We start from the raw sequence: 16,655 nt of genomic DNA, 5'->3' as shown, positions 1-16,655 counted from the left end.
TGTGTGACAGTCGATCAACGAATACTGTGCACGCCTGCGTCCAGCCACCCCCGAATAAAAGCGCCGCAGAACCGGCGCAATTGAGGGCACTATGAGCAAGACCAACGAATCCCTGATGCAACGTCGTGTCGCCGCCGTCCCACGTGGCGTTGGCCAGATCCACCCGATCTTCGTCGATACCGCGAAGAACTCGACGGTGATCGACGTTGAAGGCCGCGAACTGATCGACTTCGCCGGCGGCATCGCTGTACTGAACACCGGCCACCTGCACCCGAAAGTGGTCGCGGCCGTACAAGAGCAGCTGACCAAGGTCAGCCACACCTGCTTCCAGGTGCTGGCCTACGAGCTGTACGTCGAGCTGTGCGAAAAGATCAACAAGCTGGTGCCTGGCAACTTCGACAAGAAGACCCTGCTGGTCACCACTGGCTCCGAAGCCGTTGAAAACGCCGTGAAGATCGCCCGTGCCGCCACCGGCCGTGCTGGCGTGATCGCCTTCACTGGCGGCTATCATGGCCGCACCATGATGACCCTGGGCCTGACCGGCAAGGTCGTGCCGTACTCCGCCGGCATGGGCCTGATGCCAGGCGGCATCTTCCGCGCCCTGTTCCCGAGCGAGCTGCACGGTATCAGCGTTGACGACGCCATCGCCTCGGTCGAGCGCATCTTCAAGAACGACGCCGAGCCGCGTGACATCGCCGCGATCATCCTCGAGCCGGTACAAGGCGAAGGCGGCTTCCTGCCTGCGCCGAAAGAGCTGATGCAGCGCCTGCGTGCCCTGTGCGACCAGCACGGCATCCTGCTGATCGCCGACGAAGTGCAGACCGGCGCCGGCCGTACCGGTACCTTCTTCGCCATGGAGCAGATGGGCGTCGCGCCTGACCTCACCACCTTCGCCAAGTCGATCGCCGGCGGCTTCCCGCTGGCCGGTGTGTGCGGCAAGGCCGAGTACATGGACGCCATCGCCCCAGGCGGCCTGGGCGGCACCTACGCCGGTTCGCCGATCGCTTGCGCCGCAGCCCTGGCGGTGATCGAAGTGTTCGAGGAAGAGAAACTGCTGGATCGCAGCAAGGCCGTTGGCGAACGCCTGACCACTGGCCTGCGTGAAATCCAGAAGAAGCACCCGATCATCGGCGATGTCCGTGGTCTGGGCTCGATGATTGCCGTGGAAGTCTTCGAGAAAGGCACCCACACCCCGAACGCCGCCGCCGTTGCCCAGGTTGTCGCCAAGGCTCGCGACAAGGGCTTGATCCTGCTGTCCTGCGGCACCTACGGCAACGTCCTGCGTATCCTGGTACCGCTGACCGCCGAAGATGCCCTGCTGGATAAAGGCCTGGCGATCATCGAAGAGTGTTTCGCCGAACTGGCCTGAAATATGTGACACGTTTCAGAAAAAAACCCGCCTCGGCGGGTTTTTTTATGCCGTTCGCCGGCTTCAGGCGCTAAGGTTGTAGGAGGATTCCGTGGAAGCTGCGATGGATCGCGCGTCATTTCTGGAGACTCGCTCATGAGCGCTGCCGACCCCGTTGCCCCTTGTGTCTTGATCGCCGAGGGTGACCCTTGGGTACGCGACATGCTCAGCGAAATGCTGCTCAGTGTGCGCTGTGACGCCCGCCTGCAGGTCTGTGCCGATGGCTCCCAGGCCCTGAGCGCGCTGGCGGCCAAGCCTGACCTGATCATCGCCGCCCGTGAGCTTTCCGGCCTCGATGGCCTGGACCTGCTGCGCAAGGTGCGCGCCAGGGGCGACAAGCCCGGCCTGCCGTTCATCCTGATGAGCAACCGCACCGACAGCGCCAGTGTGCGCGAGGCGCTGCCGTTGCACCCCACCGCCTACCTGAGCAAGCCGCTCGACCTGGACAACCTGCGCAAGCGTCTGGAAAACCTGCTGCTGGAGGTGGGCGAGCAGATCGCCTGCCCGGTGCCACCGCTGCAGCCCGGCGTGCAACTGCCGGCCTACCTCGAGCAACGCCGCGCCACTGCCGATGGCGGCCCACTGTTCGCCGATGTGCAGGTGGCGGTCAAGCGCGCCCTCAACCCAAATGGCTTGAACCTCAAGGTGCTCGAGGAAGAGGTACGCAACGACCCGCAGATTACCGGCGTGCTCATCGCTGCCGCCAACAGCGCCGCGCTGCATCGCGAAGCGCCGGTGCAGACCTTGCTGCAGGCGTTGAACAAGCTTGGCAGCACCCAGAGCATGAACCTGATCCTCGGGCTAACGCTCAAGCGCAGCGCGCGGTTGAGCGACCCCTTGTTGGCGCGGTATGCCGCGCACTACTGGAATCTGTCGCTGCATGCCGCCGACTACGCACGCACCTTGGCGCGCACCCTCGAAGTGGACGAAGGGCGCTGTTACTGCGCGGGTTTGTTGCATTGCCTGGGCGACCTGGCGGTGCTGCGCACCTTGCAGGAGTGGCGACTGGCCGGTGGCGAGTTGGACGAGGACCAGGTGGAGCTATCGCTCAACGAGTTCGGCGCACCGTTCGGCTCGGCACTGCGCACCCGCTGGCGCTTGCCGCTCGACCTGCGCGAGCTGATCGCCGCGGTGTATCAGCTCGGTGGCGGCGTCTACTCCCGGGAGATCCTGGCGATGAACCTGGCCGGGCAACTGTCGCGACTCAGGCCCAGTGAGGGGCTGGAGAAGATCGCCGGCAGCAAGACGGCGCGGTTGCTCAAGCTGGGGTTGCCGGAGTTGTCGCGGCTGCGCAAGGTGGATCCGGAGGCGCTGGCGCGGGAGGAGGCCGAGGGTCAGGAGGAGCAGGCTGCGCAGAGCGAGGCAGCGGTCGTTTCCAGCGCCTGCGCAACTGAGGACGATGGAGAAGAGAAGCAGCCTTAGTAGGCTGGAAAACCAGCGTTCAGTGGGTTTTCCAGGCTCCCCTCAGCCGCGAACGATCTGGTTCTTGCCCTGACGCTTGGCCCTGTACATCGCCGCATCGGCACGAGCGAACAGGCTGTCCAGCGTTTCGTCTTCATCAATCAGCCCGGTCAGCCCCTGGCTCACCGTGACGCCATAGGTCTGCTCACCATGGCTGAAACTCAACCGCTGGATTTCCCGCTGCAGCCGCTCGGCGATCTGTTCGGCCACCTGAGCGGTGCAGCCTGGGAACACGGCGGCAAACTCTTCGCCACCAATGCGCCCGAACTGATCGCCACGCCGTAGCACGGCCTTGCCACTGTCGGCGATGCGCTGCAGCACCTGGTCGCCTTCCTGGTGACCATAGCTGTCGTTGATGTGCTTGAAGTCGTCGATGTCCAGCAGCAGGAAGGCCATCGGCGTGCCGTCCTCGCGGGCGCTGTCGAAGGCCTGCTGGGCGCACTCGAAGAAATGCCTGCGGTTGCTGCTCTGGGTGAGCACGTCGGTGGTGGCCAGACGCTGCAACTCACCTTCGAGCTGTTTTTTCTCGGTGATGTCCTCGGCGATGCCGACGATGATCACCCGCTGGTCGCCTTCACGCTGCTGGTTGATATAGCACTTGTCGCTGAGCCAGCGCACCTCGCCGGCGGCGTTGAGGATGCGGTACTCGCGGTCCTCGACGGTGCCCTTGACCAGCACCTGGGCCAGGCTGCGCTCGGCGTACTCCAGGTCATCCGGGTAGATGGCGTCGCGCCATTCGTTGTAGTCGGCCAGCACCAGGCTGGCCGGGCGGCCGAAAATGCGCTCGTAGGCGGGGCTGACGTAGAGCACCTGGCGGGTTTCCCAGTCGAAGGCCCAGAGCACGGCATTGACGCTGTCGAGCAGCGAGCTGTACAGCTGCTCGCGTTCGCTCAGGCGGGCCACTTCGCCTTGAGCGTGCAACAGGGCGAGCAGGGTTTGAGCAGCTTCGGGGCGCGGGGTGCCGGTAGAGGTGGGTGGGAGATCTTTGGCCATGAGCACGGAACGGTTCTCGACGATGGGCGTGCGGCCACGGTCCGGCCCGCCACGCGGGCGATATGCCGGATTTGAGTCGATTGCAGGGGGGGAAGTTCCGGTCGGCACGCCCCTCTGCGGGGCATGCCGATCAACGGTGGCTCAGGCGCCGTTGGGGCGCAGCGAATAGGTCTTGAGCTGGGCGGCGAAGTCACGCAGCGACTGAATACCACTGGCCTCGGCCTCGTGTACCCAGTCCTTCATGGCGGCGAGCATGTCGTGGCCGTTGGCGCTGGTGCGCGCCCAGATCTGCTGTAGCGCCAGGCGCTTTTCGTAGATGGTCTTGAGAGCCTGGCTGTGGGCCAGCAGTGACTCGATGCGCACGTGGTGGCGATCCTGCAGCAGGCTGGTTTCCCGCGAGAGCAGACGCTTGGCGCGGCGGAAGCGGTGGCGTACCGAGGTGTCGACCTTGTCCAGCTCCTGCTTGACCAGCGGGCCGATCACCAGCTTGCGGTACTGGGCCATGATCTGGAAGCGGTTGTTGAGGATGGCCATGGCAGTGTCCATGTCCAGCGACGCCTTGCCTTCCACCCGATGGGCGATGGGCGCCACCCGTTGCACCTTGGCCAGGCGCAGCAGGCTCAGCAGGCGGATCCACATCCAGCCCATGTCGAACTCCCAGCGGCGTACCGAAAGCTTCGCCGAGTTGGGGTAGGTGTGGTGGTTGTTGTGCAGCTCCTCGCCGCCAATGATGATGCCCCACGGCACCAGGTTGGTGGCGGCGTCGCGGCATTCGAAGTTGCGATAGCCCACGGCATGGCCCAGACCGTTGACCACACCGGCGGCCCAGAACGGAATCCACATCATCTGGATCGCCCAGATGGTGATGCCGATGGTGCCGAACAGCAGCAGGTCGAGTACCGCCATCAGGGCGATGCCGCCGAGCTTGTAGCGGGTGTAGAGGTTGCGCTCGATCCAGTCGTCCGGGCAGTTCTTGCCGTAGATGCGCAGCGTTTCCTCGTTTTTCGCCTCTTCCCGGTACAGCTCGGCGCCCTTGCGCAGCACGGTGCCCAGGCCCTTGTGCACCGGGCTGTGCGGGTCGTCGGGGGTTTCGCACTTGGCGTGGTGCTTGCGGTGGATGGCGGTCCACTCGCGGGTGTTCTGCGCCGTGGTGAGCCACAGCCAGAAACGGAAGAAATGCTTGAGGCCCGCGTTCAGCTCCAGGGCGCGGTGGGCCGAGTAGCGGTGCAGGTAGATGGTGACGCTGACGATGGTCACATGGGTCATCAGCAGGGTGACGGCGACCAGTTGCCAGGCCGACAAGTCGAGCAGACCGTAATACCACATAACGGGAAATACCCTCGGAAAACAGGCGGAACAACGCAGGCATTATCCTTTGGCGGGGAAATAAAACCAGTCGCGCTTTTGGATAGGAAGTCACAGGGTGTTTCAGCCCCTATAATGCCCCTTCTTTTTCCATGGGCTCATTCACCCGACATGTCTGTTTCCGTTCGCGACGCCTTGCGCATGGCCGGGCTCTACGTGTTGCTTTCGATTCTCTGGCTGGTGCTGTCCGAGCTGGTCTTGCACGGCATGACCGAGGATCCGTTGGCCCTGGCCGTGGGGCGGCAGATCAATGTCGTGCTCTGGGTCTTGCTCAGTGCCGCGCTGATCTTCGTTTCACGTGCGCGCCTGCTCAACTTCATTGGTATCGGCGCGCGCCTGCGCAGCGATGACCGCGAGCGCCTGCGCATGGCTGCGGCGGTGTTCGACAGCACTCTGGAAGGGGTGCTGGTGACCGATCGCAACGGCCTGATCGTGCACGTCAACCGGGCATTCATGCGCATTACCGGCTACCAGCAGGAAGAAGTCATCGGCCAACGTCCGAGCAAGTTCAAGTCAGGGCGGCATGGAGCGCCGTTCTACCAGCAGATCTATGCCGCGCTGGCGGAGCAGGGCGAATGGAGCGGGGAAATCTGGAATCGCCGTAAAAGCGGGGAAATCTACCCGCAATGGCAGACGATCTGCGCCATTCGTGACGACAGTGGTGAGCTTAGCCATTACGTCGCAGTGTTCAGCGACATCAGCGTGATCAAGCACACCGAACAGGAGCTGGCCTATCTCGTTCACCACGACCCGCTGACCGGTCTGCCCAACCGCCTGCTGTTCAATGATCGCGCCATGCAGGCGATGGCCGCGGCGCAGGCCAACAAGCGCGGCTGCGCCTTGCTGCTGCTCGACCTCGATCACTTCCAGAGCATCAACGACGGCCTCGGCCACACCATTGGCGACCAACTGCTCAAGCTGGTCAGCGAACGTCTGCGCGAGGTGCTGGGCAACGGTGTGACCCTGGCGCGCCTGGGGGGAGACGAGTTCGGCGTGCTGGCCGAGAGCTGTCAGCAGGTCGGCCAGGCAGGCAAGTTGGCGCAATCGATCATCGAGCGCTTGAAAGAACCGTTCTGTTTCGAGGGCAACCGCCTGTTCATCAGTGCCAGCATCGGCATCAGCCTGTTCCCCAACGATGCACTGTGCGCCGAGCAGCTGCTGCGCAACGCCGATTCGGCGCTGTTCAAGGCCAAGAGCAATGGCCGCGCCTGCTACGCGCTGTACACCGAGGAGCTTACCGCCCATGCCCAGCAGCGGGTCGAGACCGCCGGCGAATTGCGTCGGGCGCTCGAACAGCAGGAGCTGCGGGTGTTCTTCCAGCCGGTGCACGACCTGTTCACCGCCCGGATGATCGGCGTCGAGGCGCTGGTGCGCTGGCAGCATCCCGTGCGTGGCCTGGTTCCCCCCGGGGAGTTCATCCCCATCGCCGAGCGTACCGGGCTGATTGCCGAAATCGACGCCTGGGTGCTGCACCAAGCGTGTCGGCAGATGGTGCAGTGGCAGGCCGAAGGGCGGCAGCTGGCATTCGTGGCGGTGAACATCTCCAGTCGCCTGTTCAGCCAGCGTGACCTGTACCGCCAGGTGGCCGATGCGCTGCACGATACCGGGCTGGATCCGTCGCTGCTCGAGCTCGAAGTGACAGAGAGCGCGGTGATGGAAGACCCAGAAGTCGCCCTGGAACAGCTGCATCGTCTGCGCGAGCTGGGCGTGACCTTGGCCATCGACGATTTCGGTACAGGTTATTCGTCATTGCTGCGGCTCAAACGCATGCCCGTGCAAAAGCTGAAGATCGACCAGGGCTTCGTGGCAGGCCTGCCCCACGATGAAGACGACATTGCCATCGTGCGGGTGATCATCGCCTTGGCGCGAAGCATGGGCATGCAGGTGCATGCCGAAGGGGTGGAGCAGGCCGAGCAGGCGCGGTTCCTGCTGGAGCAGCAGTGCCAGCTGGGGCAGGGGTACTGGTTCGGGCGGCCGGTGCCGGCGGCGGAGCTGCACTGGGGCTGACACCGCATCGCGGGGCAAGCCCGCGATGGGCTCAACGCTTGTTCAAACCTTTGGCCAAACGGTCCCCACCCAGCTGGATCACCGCCACCAGCGCCACCAGCATCACGATCACGGTCAGCATGATCTGGCTGTCGAAGCGCTGGTAGCCGTAGCGGTAGGCAATATCGCCCAAACCCCCGGCACCGATCGCCCCGGCCATGGCCGAGGAGTTGATCAGCGTCACCAGGGTGATGGTGAACCCGCCGACGATCCCCGGCAGCGCCTCGGGCAGCAGCACGTGCCAGACGATGTGCCAGCGCCGGCAGCCCATGGCCTGTGCCGCTTCGATAAGGCCGTGGTCCACCTCGCGCAGGCTGACCTCGGCGATGCGCGCGAAGAACGGCGTGGCGGCAATTGTCAGCGGCACCACGGCGGCCCACACGCCATAGGTGGTGCCGACCACCAGGCGGGTGAAGGGGATCAGCGCGACCATCAGGATCAGGAACGGGATCGAGCGGAACAGGTTGACGATGGCGCCCAGCACCCGGTTCAGCGCGGCGGCCTCGAAGATCCCGCCCTTGTCGCTGGTGACCAGCAGCACTGCCATCGGTACCCCGACGACCAGCGCGACCAGCGAGGACACGCCGACCATCAGCAGGGTGTCGAGCAAGCCTTGCAGCAGGCGATCAATCCACATGGCCGAGTACCTCCACATCCACGGCCCAGCGACGGGCGCGTTCGAGCAACTGGCGGGTGTCCAGCGGCGAGCCGCGCACTGCCAGGATCAGTTGCCCCAAGGCATGCTCGCCGATGGTCTCGACGCCGCCCTGGAGCAGCCGCACGCGTCCGCCCAGATCGCTGAACAGGGCGCTCAGTTCCGGCTCGCCCACCAGGTCGAGCTTGAGCACCACGGCCGCGTCGCGGCTGCCCGGCTGGCTGCGTAGACTGGCCTGCAAGGTGGCCGGCAGCTTGGTCTGCAGCGGTGCGAGCAGGGTGCGGGTGACGTCGTGGCGCGGTGTGCCGAACACTTGCCAGAGCTCGCCCTGTTCGACGATCTCGCCCCGCTCGAGCACCACCACGCGCTGGCAGATATCGCGGATCACCGCCATTTCGTGGGTGATCAGCACCACGGTCAGGCCCAGGCGTTGGTTGATGTCGCGCAGCAGCTCGAGGATCGAGGCAGTGGTTTCCGGGTCCAGCGCGGAGGTGGCTTCGTCGCACAGCAGGATCTCGGGGTCATGCACCAGCGCCCGGGCGATGCCGACGCGCTGCTTTTGCCCGCCCGACAGCTGCGCGGGGTAGACATGGTGCTTTTCCGCAAGGCCCACCAGCTCCAGCAGCTCGCGTACCTTGCGCTGGCGCTCGGCCTTGGCCACGCCGGCCACCTTCAGCGGCAGCTCGACGTTCTGCCACACGGTCTTGGCCGACATCAGGTTGAAGTGCTGGAAGATCATGCCGATGCGCCGGCGCAGGGCCACCAGGCGGTCCTCGTCGAACGGCGCGATATCCACCTGGTCGATCAGCACCCGGCCCTGGCTGGGCTGTTCCAGGCGGTTGATCGTGCGCAGCAGCGAAGACTTGCCGGCACCGCTGCGGCCGATGATGCCGAATATTTCGCCGCGGCGGATGTTCAGGTCGATGCCTTGCAGCGCTGGTTGGCCCTGGCCCGGATAGGTCTTGCCAAGGCCGATGAAGCGGATGTGCGCCTGGTTCACTTCCGGGCGCAGGGCCGTTTCCTCGGCCTTGCACGGTTCGGCGGGCGGAATGGGCGCCCTCAGGGCGCTGGCCTGGGTCATGTCAGCCTTCCCAGCCGGCCTGGTAGAGCTTGCCATGGGCCTTGTCCAGGGCGGCGCGCACGACCGGCGAGTGTTGGTAGATATCGACGAACTTGGCCAGGCGCGGGTCGTTTTTCTCCTGCGGGCGGATAACGAACTGGATCACGTACTCCTTGTTCTCCAGGCCGTCGAACAGCAGCGCCGACGTAGCGTCAAAGGTGTTGGCCAGGCGGATATAGGCCGGGTAGCCCTGCACCAGGTCGGCGTCGTCATAGGCGCGCACCAGTTGCACCGCTTCCACCTGGAGAATTTTGATCTTCTTCGGGTTGGCGATGATGTCGTCCTCGGTGGCCTTGTAACCCACGCCCTGCTTGAGGGTGATCAGCCCGGCCTTGGCCAGCAGTTGCAGGCCACGGCCACTGTTGATCGGGTCGTTGGCGATGGCCACGCTGGCGCCTTCGGGCAGCTCGGCAAAGCTTTTGTACTTTTTCGAGTACAGCCCGACGTTGTTGATGATCCCCGGTGCATAGGGGACCAGATTGAAGCCGGCGGCGGCCTTGGCGTTTTCCAGGAAGGGGATGTGCTGGAAGTAGTTCACGTCGATGTCGCCGCTGTTGAGGCTGACATTCGGCGCGATCCAGTCGCTGAACTCGATCAGCTTCACCTCCAGGCCTTGTTTGTGGGCTTCTGCCACCGCCGCTTCCAACGGGATGGCGAAGGCGGCGGTGGTGCCGATCTTCAGTGGCTCCGCGGCGAAGGCGGCGGCGGACAGGCCGAGGCCCAGGGCGATGGCCGCGACGGGCCGGAACAGTTTTTCAAGCATGGTGCAGGGCTCCAGTCGGGGCAGGGGTGGGGGTGTTGCGGTAGGAGGATCCGGGATGGTCGGCGGGCAAGTGCGGATGGTCACTGGCGAACAGCTTCTCGCGCAGGGTGCCTTCGGCGTAGTCGGTCTTGTAGCGGCCACGGCGTTGCAGTTCGGGTACTACCAGGTCGATGAAGGCCTCGAAGCTTTCCGGGGTGACGGTGCGGGTCAGGTTGAAGCCGTCCAGGCCGGTGTCGTCGAGCCAGCCGATCAGTTGCTCGGCCACCTGCCCGGGGTCGCCGACCAGGGTCACGTAGCGGCCGCCCAAGGCGTGCTGCTCCAGCAGGCGGCGGCGAGTCCAGGCGCTGTCCTGCAATTGGCGGGTGGCGGACTGGATGGCATTGCCCTTGGCGAATCCGATGGGTTCGTCCAGTTCGTAGCGTGAGAAGTCGATACCGGTGGAACTGGCGAAATGCGCAACACCTGCCTCGGCGCTGGCGTAATGCAGGTACTCGGCGTGCAGGGCGTGGGCTTGGTCTTCAGTTGCGGCAACGATCACGGTGATGCCCATGAATACCTTGACCGCCTGCGGGTCGCGACCAGCGGCTTGCGCCGCTGCGCGCACCTTGTCGACCTGGGCGCGGGTGGCGGCCTTTTCCTGGCCGCTGATGAACACGCACTCGGCATGGTTGCCGGCAAAGGCCAAACCGCGCGCCGAACTGCCGGCCTGGAACAGTACCGGTGTGCGCTGCGGCGAAGGCTCGCACAGGTGATAGCCGTCGACCTTGTAGAACTCGCCCTGGTGCTCGACCTTGCGCACCCTGTCCGGCCGCGCATACACGCGCTGCGCGCGGTCGGCGACCACGGCATCGTCGGCCCAGCTGCCTTCGAGCAGCTTGTACAGCACCTGCAGGTATTCGTCGGCCTGGTCGTAGCGGCGGTCGTGCTCGGGTTGCTGTTCCAGCCCCATGGCCCGGGCGGCACTGTCGAGGTAGCCGGTGACGATGTTCCAGCCGACCCGGCCGTTGCTCAGGTGGTCGAGGGTGGAGAGGCGCCGGGCAAACAGGTAAGGCGCTTCATAGGTCAGGTTGGCGGTGAGGCCGAAGCCCAGATGCCTGGTAACGGCGGCCATGGCCGAGACCAGCAGCAGCGGGTCGTTGACCGGCAACTGGATCGACTCCTTGAGCGTCACGTCCAGCGACTGGCCATAGACGTCGTAGGTGCCGACGATATCGGCGATGAACAGCCCGTCGAACAGCCCCCGCTCCAGCAGGCGGGCCAGGTCGGTCCAGTAGTCGAGGGTCTTGTACTGGGTCGAAGTGTCCCGTGGGTGGGTCCACAAACCGTGGTTGATGTGCCCGATGCAGTTCATGTTGAAGGCATTGAGCAGGATCTGCTTGGCCATCAGATGGTCCCTCGGCGCGGCGGTTTTTCGTCGTTGAGGTAGTAGTTGCCGATGGCGTGGTACTTCCAGCGCACCGGGTCGTGCAGGGTGTGCACCCGGGCGTTGCGCCAGTGGCGGTCGAGGTTGTGCTCGGCCAGGGTGGCCTGGCTGCCGGCCAGCTCGAACAGGGTGGTGCCGGCGGCCAGGGAGATCTCGGTGCTGATCGCCCGGGCCTCGGCGACGGCAATCGAGGCGGCGGCCAGGGTCTCGGCGTTGCTGTCGGCCTGGGCGATGTCGAGGATTTCACCCGCGCGTTCGAGCAGGGCCTCGGTGGCGTGCAGGCGGATTGCCAGTTGGCCGAAGCTCTTCAGAGTCAGTGGATCGTCGCTGGCCTTGTCGAGGCCAGAGTCGATCCACGGGCGGCTGCGGGTACGCACGAAGTGCAGGGCGTCCTCGTAGGCGGCGCGGGCGATACCGGTGTCGATCGCGGCATGGAGGATCTGCGCCAGGGGGCCGACCGTGGTCGGGCGCTCGAAGGCGCTTTGGAACGGCACCACGTCTTCGGCGCGGACCGGCACATGGTTGAACACCACCGAGCCGCTGCCGGTGGTGCGCTGGCCGAAGCCGCTCCAGTCGTCGATCACCTCGATGCCCGGGCTGTCGGCGGGCACGAAGGCCAGGTGCGATACGCCCTGTTCGTCGATCACCAGGGTCGGGATGCGCTGGGCGTAGATTGCGCCGGTGCAGTAGAACTTACGGCCATCGATGCGGTAATGGTCGCCGTCGCGGCTCAGGCGGGTAGTGCGTTCGTGGGCGTTCTTCGTGCCGAGTTCGGCCAGGGCGTTGCCGAAGCGGCGGCCGGCGAGCACTTCGGCGTAGAGCCGTTGCTGTTGTTCGGCGCTGCCGTTCACCCGCAGCACCTCCAGGGCGTAGAAGTGGTTCTGCGGGATCTGCCCGAGCGAGGCGTCGGCCTGGGCGATGCGTGCGATGACCTTGGCCAGGGTGGCACTGGACACGCCGGCGCCGCCAAAGGCCCTGGGCACGCTGATGCCCCACAGGCCGGACTGCACGAAACGTTCGAGTTCGGCATGGGGCAGGCGGCGTTCGCGGTCGCGCAGGGCGCTGTCTTCGCGCAGGTAGTGGGCAAGTTCGTCGGCGACGGCCAGGGCCTGGCCGTCGGTGGTGATGATGGATGCAGTCATTTTGCTCTCCGGGCACTTGGGGCCGCTGTGCGGCCCTTTCGCCGGCAAGCCGGCTCCCACAGTGAGGCTTCACAGAAATCCTTGTGGGAGCCGGCTTGCCGGCGAAAGGGCTGCACCACAGCCCCTGGGCCGTGAATCAGATCCAGGAATGGCGGGCAGGCAGGGTGCCGTTGAGGTGGTAGGCGCCGACGGCGTGGTATTTCCAGCGCACCGGATCGTGCAGGGTGTGGACCCGGGCGTTGCGCCAGTGCCGGTCGAGATTGAACTCGGCCAGGCTGGCGCGGCTGCCGGCCAGCTCGAACAGCTTCTCACTGGCCTGCAGCGAAATCTCGGTAGTGAGCACCTTGGCTTCGGCCACGGCGATCGAGGCACGGGCCGCGGCGGCGGCATCGATCTCGCCGGCGTTGACCTCGTCGAGCACCCTGGCGGCCTTGCGCAGCAGGGCCTCGGCGGCGTGCAGTTCGAGCTTCAGGCGGCCGATGTCGGCAATCACATAGGGGTCGTCGCTGTTGCGTTCGACCTTGGCCTCGATCCAGGGCCGGGACTTCTCCCGCACGAACTGGATCGTGTCCTCGATGGCCGCTTCGGCGATGCCGGCGTCGATGGCCGCCTGGATCAGCTGCGAGGCGGCGCCCTGGATGCTGGGCTCTTCACGCAGGCGCCAGTTGTCCACCACCAGGTCGGCTTCCACCGGCACCTGGTCGAGCAGCACGGTGCCGCTGGCGGTGGTGCGCTGACCGAAGCCGGACCAGTCGTCGACGATGCGCAGCCCCGGGCTGCCGCGACGGACGAAGGCCAGGCGTTGCCGGCCGTCATCGTCCAGGGCTTTTACCGCTACCCAGTGGGCGTACAGGGCGCCGGTGGAGTAGAACTTCTCGCCACTGATGCGATAACCGTCGCCCTCGCGGGTAATGCGTGCCTTGAGTGTCAGGGTGTCCTTGGTCCCGCGCTCGGGGCCGGCATTGCCGATGCGCCAGCCGTCGAGCACGGCGCGGAAGATCGCTTCCTGCTGCGCCTGGGTGGCGGTAAGGCGCACCAGTTGCAGGATGCCGAACTGGTTCTGCGGAATCTGCCCCAGCGCCGGGTCGGCGGCACTGATCAGGCGGAACACTTCGGCGATGGTTTCGAACGAGACCTCGGGGCCGCCGAACGCCTTGGGCACGCTGATGCTGCCCAGGCCGCTGCGGGTGAACTGTTCGATCTCGGCCCATGGCAGCTTGCGCTGCTGGTCACGTTTGGCGGCCTGCTGGCGGGCCACCTCGGCCAGTTCGCGGGCGGCCTGCAGGGCCTCTTCGTCGTTGCGCAGCACCTTGGCCGGCAGCAGCAGCGGCGAGCTGTCGTGATCGCTGTGGAATCGGGTAGTTGGTTGGCTGGACATCAGTACCGCTCCTTGGCTGCACTCAATGCCCTGGCGTTATGCACTGGGGTGATTGTGATCCTGACCATTCCTAACCTCACAAAGTTGAAAGCGTCGCCTCAGCTGATGGCGACAGACGTTTGCTGGTCCGGTGGTCCGGTTGATATACCCTATTCGTTTATAAAAAGTTTATGAACTACCGTTTAGGAATATGAATAGAAGAACTGCGGGGTCGGCCCTGTCACTGTGAGCCAGCGACAGGGCAGAAAGGTCAGCGCTGAACCGTTACCACCAGCTTGCCCGCTGCCTGGCGTTGCGCCAGACGTTCGATCGCGGCGCCGCCCTCGGCCAGCGGGTAGGTCTGCGACACCAGCGGTTTCAGCTTGCCCTCGGCATGCCAGGCGAACAGCTGGCGGAAGTTGGCGGCGTTGTCCTCCGGCTGGCGCTGGGCAAAGGCGCCCCAGAACACCCCGACCACCGCCGCGCCCTTGAGCAGCGCCAGGTTCACCGGCAACTGCGGGATCGTCCCGCTGGCGAACCCCACCACCAGCAACCGGCCGTTCCACGCCAGCCCGCGCACAGCCTGGTCGAACAACTCGCCACCGACCGGATCGTAGATCACATCCACGCCCTGACCGCCGGTCAGGCGCTTGATCTCGTCCTTGAGGCTGGCCTGGCTGTAGTCGACCAGCTCGTCGGCGCCGGCCGCCTTGGCGATCGCCAGCTTCTCGGCACTGCTGGCCGCCGCAATCACCCGTGCCCCGAGGGCCTTGCCGATTTCCACCGCCGCGAGGCCGACGCCACCCGAGGCGCCGAGCACCAGCAGGGTTTCACCGGCCTTGAGCTGACCGCGCTGGATGAGGGCGTGCATCGAGGTGCCGTAGGTCATGCCGAACGCGGCGGCAGTGGTGAAGTCCATGTCCGCCGGCATCGGCAGCACGTTGTAGAACGGTACCGCCACTTGCTCGGCGAAAGCGCCCCAGCCGGTCAGGGCCATGACCCGGTCGCCAACCTTGAACGCGCCGGCCTTCTCGCCGACCGCGGCTACCACGCCGGCGGCCTCCGCCCCCGGTGAGAACGGCAACGGTGGCTTGAACTGGTACTTGCCCTCGATGATCAGGGTGTCGGGGAAGTTGACCCCTGCGGCGTGCACGTCGAGGAGGATCTCGTTCTTCTTCGGCACGGGGCTGGCGACCTCTTCCAGGACCAGGTCCCGCGCCGGGCCCAGGGCTTTGCACAACAAGGCTTTCATCAGGGCTATTCCTTTGCGTGTGGTGGCCGATAAGTGTAGGAGGGCCGCCCCGAGGGTCAACGAGCATGGTCGGCCCTGATGAGCCGGCATAAGCCCGGGCTTGGGTTTGGCCGGCGCGCTGGGTAAGCTGGCGGCAACTGTAATGAGGAGCGAATTCGTGAAAGCGTGGATCTTGATGGTGCTGGCCCTGATGCTGCCGGCGGCGGCCATGGCCGAGGAAAAGGAAGGCGAGCCCAAGGTCGCCTATATCAGCCTCAGCCCGCCCTTCGTTGGCAACTACGCCCTCGACGGCGGCCCCAAGCTGCGCGTGTACAAGGCCGACGTCGCCCTGCGCGTGACCGGGGATGCCGCCGCCACGGCGGTCAAGCATCACGAACCGCTGATCCGCAACCAGTTGGTGGCGCTGTTCACCCAGCAGGGCGTGGACAACATGAGCAACGTCGAGGCCAAGGAAAAGCTGCGCCAGGAAGCCCTGAAACAGGTGCAGCAGGTGATGGAGTCCGAAGAGGGCAAGCCGATCATCGAGGACCTGCTGTTCAACAACCTGATCGTGCAGTGATCAGGCGGCGAGGCTGCGGCGAAAGCGCGCCAGGGCCACGCCGAAGAACACCAGGCCGATCGCGGCCAGCGCCGCGACGTCCGGCCACACCACGCTCAGCCCGGCGTCGCGGAACAGGATTGCCGCGCCGAGGCTGACGAAGTGGGTCGAGGGCGAGCCCTGCATGACCCACTGCAGCCACTGCGGCATGCTGTCCAGCGGCGTGCTGCCCCCCGACAGCAGCAGCATCGGGATGATCACCGGGATCGCCAGCAGGCCGAACTGTGGTGTCGAGCGCGCCAGGGTGGCGAGGAAGATGCCCAGTGCCGTGCTGGCGAACAGGTACAGCGCAGTCACCCCCAGGAACAGCCCCATGGAGCCCGCCAGCGGCACGCCTAGGGCGCCCTTGACCACCACTTCCAGCGAAATCCAGGTACAGGCCACCACCACCAGGGCGTTGCTGGCGATCTTCGCCAGCATGATTTCCAGTGCCGTCAGCGGCAGCACCAGCAGGTGGTCGAGGGTGCCGTGCTCACGCTCGCGCAGCAACGCGGTGCCGGTGAGGATGATGGCCAGGATGGTGATGTTGTTGACGATCTGGATCACCGCCAGGAACCAGCCGCCTTCGAGGTTGGGGTTGAACAGGGCTTTCGGGTTGAGCAGGGCAGGGCTGCTGGTGCTGCGGCCTGCGTACTCCAGCAGTTCGCGTTCGAAGATCCGCCCGATGTAGCCGGCGCCCATGAAGGCCTGGCTCATGGCCGTGGCATCGACGTTGACCTGCAGCTCCGGTGAGCGCCCGGCCAGCAGGTCGGCCTGGAAGTTCACCGGCACGTTGATCACGAAGGTGTACTGGCCGCTGTCCATGGCCTGGTCCAGGCGATCCGCCGGCAGTGCCACGGCGGGCTGGAATTCGGGCGGTTGCAGCGACTCGGCGAGCTTGCGCGAGATGGCGCCGTGGTCTTCGTCGACCACTGCGACACTGGCGTTGTGCACGCCTATTACCGAACCTGCGGCAGGCATGTAGATCGCCACGCTGAAGGCGTACAGCAGGAACAGCAGCAACACGCTGTCATGGCGCAGGCTGGTGAGCTCCTTCAGGCCCAGGCGCAAGGTGTGGGAGAGCCGGCTCATT

At 65.4% G+C, this 16,655-nt stretch carries 14 protein-coding genes; 4 read left to right on the top strand and 10 right to left on the bottom strand.

Annotated elements, in window-relative coordinates; genetic code table 11:
• The first annotated feature begins 91 nt into the window (after positions 1–91).
• Entirely contained in the window at positions 92–1,369 is a 1,278-nt protein-coding gene (gene gabT / locus ACZ9C1_RS17770; RefSeq protein ID WP_476254228.1) for a 4-aminobutyrate--2-oxoglutarate transaminase, read from the top strand.
• A gap of 135 nt (positions 1,370–1,504) precedes the next feature.
• The gene (locus ACZ9C1_RS17765) at positions 1,505–2,830 is read left to right on the top strand and encodes an HDOD domain-containing protein (protein WP_476254227.1); all 1,326 of its coding nucleotides are present in this window, start codon (positions 1,505–1,507) and stop codon (positions 2,828–2,830) included.
• A gap of 42 nt (positions 2,831–2,872) precedes the next feature.
• On the opposite strand, the gene ACZ9C1_RS17760 is transcribed toward ACZ9C1_RS17765, so the two are convergent.
• Both ACZ9C1_RS17760 and desA read right to left on the bottom strand, forming a co-directional pair.
• The gene (locus tag ACZ9C1_RS17760) at positions 2,873–3,862 is read right to left on the bottom strand and encodes a GGDEF domain-containing protein (RefSeq protein ID WP_110697135.1); all 990 of its coding nucleotides are present in this window, start codon (positions 3,860–3,862) and stop codon (positions 2,873–2,875) included.
• 141 nt (positions 3,863–4,003) lie between these two features.
• On the bottom strand, positions 4,004–5,188 hold the full coding sequence (gene desA / locus ACZ9C1_RS17755) for a delta-9 fatty acid desaturase DesA (protein WP_102683489.1): 1,185 nt from the start codon (positions 5,186–5,188) through the stop codon (positions 4,004–4,006).
• 150 nt (positions 5,189–5,338) lie between these two features.
• Between desA and dibA the strand changes: the two genes are divergently transcribed.
• Positions 5,339–7,234: a phosphodiesterase DibA gene (gene dibA, locus ACZ9C1_RS17750; RefSeq protein ID WP_476254226.1), complete on the top strand. Its 1,896-nt coding sequence runs from the start codon at positions 5,339–5,341 to the stop codon at positions 7,232–7,234.
• Between the two features lie 31 nt (positions 7,235–7,265).
• On the opposite strand, the gene ACZ9C1_RS17745 is transcribed toward dibA, so the two are convergent.
• From ACZ9C1_RS17745 to ACZ9C1_RS17715, 7 genes are all read right to left on the bottom strand, one after another.
• Positions 7,266–7,910, bottom strand: a complete 645-nt coding sequence (locus ACZ9C1_RS17745) for a methionine ABC transporter permease (protein ID WP_023632119.1) — start codon at positions 7,908–7,910, stop codon at positions 7,266–7,268.
• On the bottom strand, positions 7,900–9,009 hold the full coding sequence (locus tag ACZ9C1_RS17740) for a methionine ABC transporter ATP-binding protein (protein WP_476254225.1): 1,110 nt from the start codon (positions 9,007–9,009) through the stop codon (positions 7,900–7,902). Before ACZ9C1_RS17740 ends, ACZ9C1_RS17745 begins: the two co-directional genes overlap by 11 nt.
• Position 9,010: 1 nt before the next feature.
• Positions 9,011–9,811, bottom strand: coding sequence for a MetQ/NlpA family ABC transporter substrate-binding protein (locus tag ACZ9C1_RS17735; protein ID WP_401107105.1), 801 nt, complete (start codon positions 9,809–9,811; stop codon positions 9,011–9,013).
• Entirely contained in the window at positions 9,804–11,195 is a 1,392-nt protein-coding gene (locus ACZ9C1_RS17730) for an LLM class flavin-dependent oxidoreductase (protein ID WP_476254224.1), read from the bottom strand. The genes ACZ9C1_RS17735 and ACZ9C1_RS17730 overlap by 8 nt, the downstream gene beginning before the upstream one ends.
• On the bottom strand, positions 11,195–12,376 hold the full coding sequence (locus tag ACZ9C1_RS17725; RefSeq protein WP_198755815.1) for an SfnB family sulfur acquisition oxidoreductase: 1,182 nt from the start codon (positions 12,374–12,376) through the stop codon (positions 11,195–11,197). Before ACZ9C1_RS17725 ends, ACZ9C1_RS17730 begins: the two co-directional genes overlap by 1 nt.
• A 136-nt stretch (positions 12,377–12,512) precedes the next feature.
• Complete coding sequence (locus ACZ9C1_RS17720) at positions 12,513–13,754, bottom strand: SfnB family sulfur acquisition oxidoreductase (RefSeq protein WP_139674426.1); 1,242 nt, start codon at positions 13,752–13,754, stop codon at positions 12,513–12,515.
• A gap of 250 nt (positions 13,755–14,004) precedes the next feature.
• Entirely contained in the window at positions 14,005–14,985 is a 981-nt protein-coding gene (locus ACZ9C1_RS17715; protein WP_476254223.1) for an NADPH:quinone oxidoreductase family protein, read from the bottom strand.
• A 157-nt stretch (positions 14,986–15,142) separates the two neighbouring features.
• Between ACZ9C1_RS17715 and ACZ9C1_RS17710 the strand changes: the two genes are divergently transcribed.
• Positions 15,143–15,544: a flagellar basal body-associated protein FliL gene (locus ACZ9C1_RS17710; protein WP_476254222.1), complete on the top strand. Its 402-nt coding sequence runs from the start codon at positions 15,143–15,145 to the stop codon at positions 15,542–15,544.
• Here the strand turns inward: ACZ9C1_RS17710 and ACZ9C1_RS17705 are convergent, their stop codons facing one another.
• Complete coding sequence (locus ACZ9C1_RS17705) at positions 15,545–16,654, bottom strand: ABC transporter permease (protein WP_038707028.1); 1,110 nt, start codon at positions 16,652–16,654, stop codon at positions 15,545–15,547.
• Position 16,655: the final 1 nt, after the last annotated feature.

The organism is Pseudomonas sp. TE21435, from assembly GCF_056279265.1.
The sequence above is the reverse complement of the archived record's forward strand: the minus strand, read 5'-3'. Positions and strand labels throughout refer to the sequence as shown.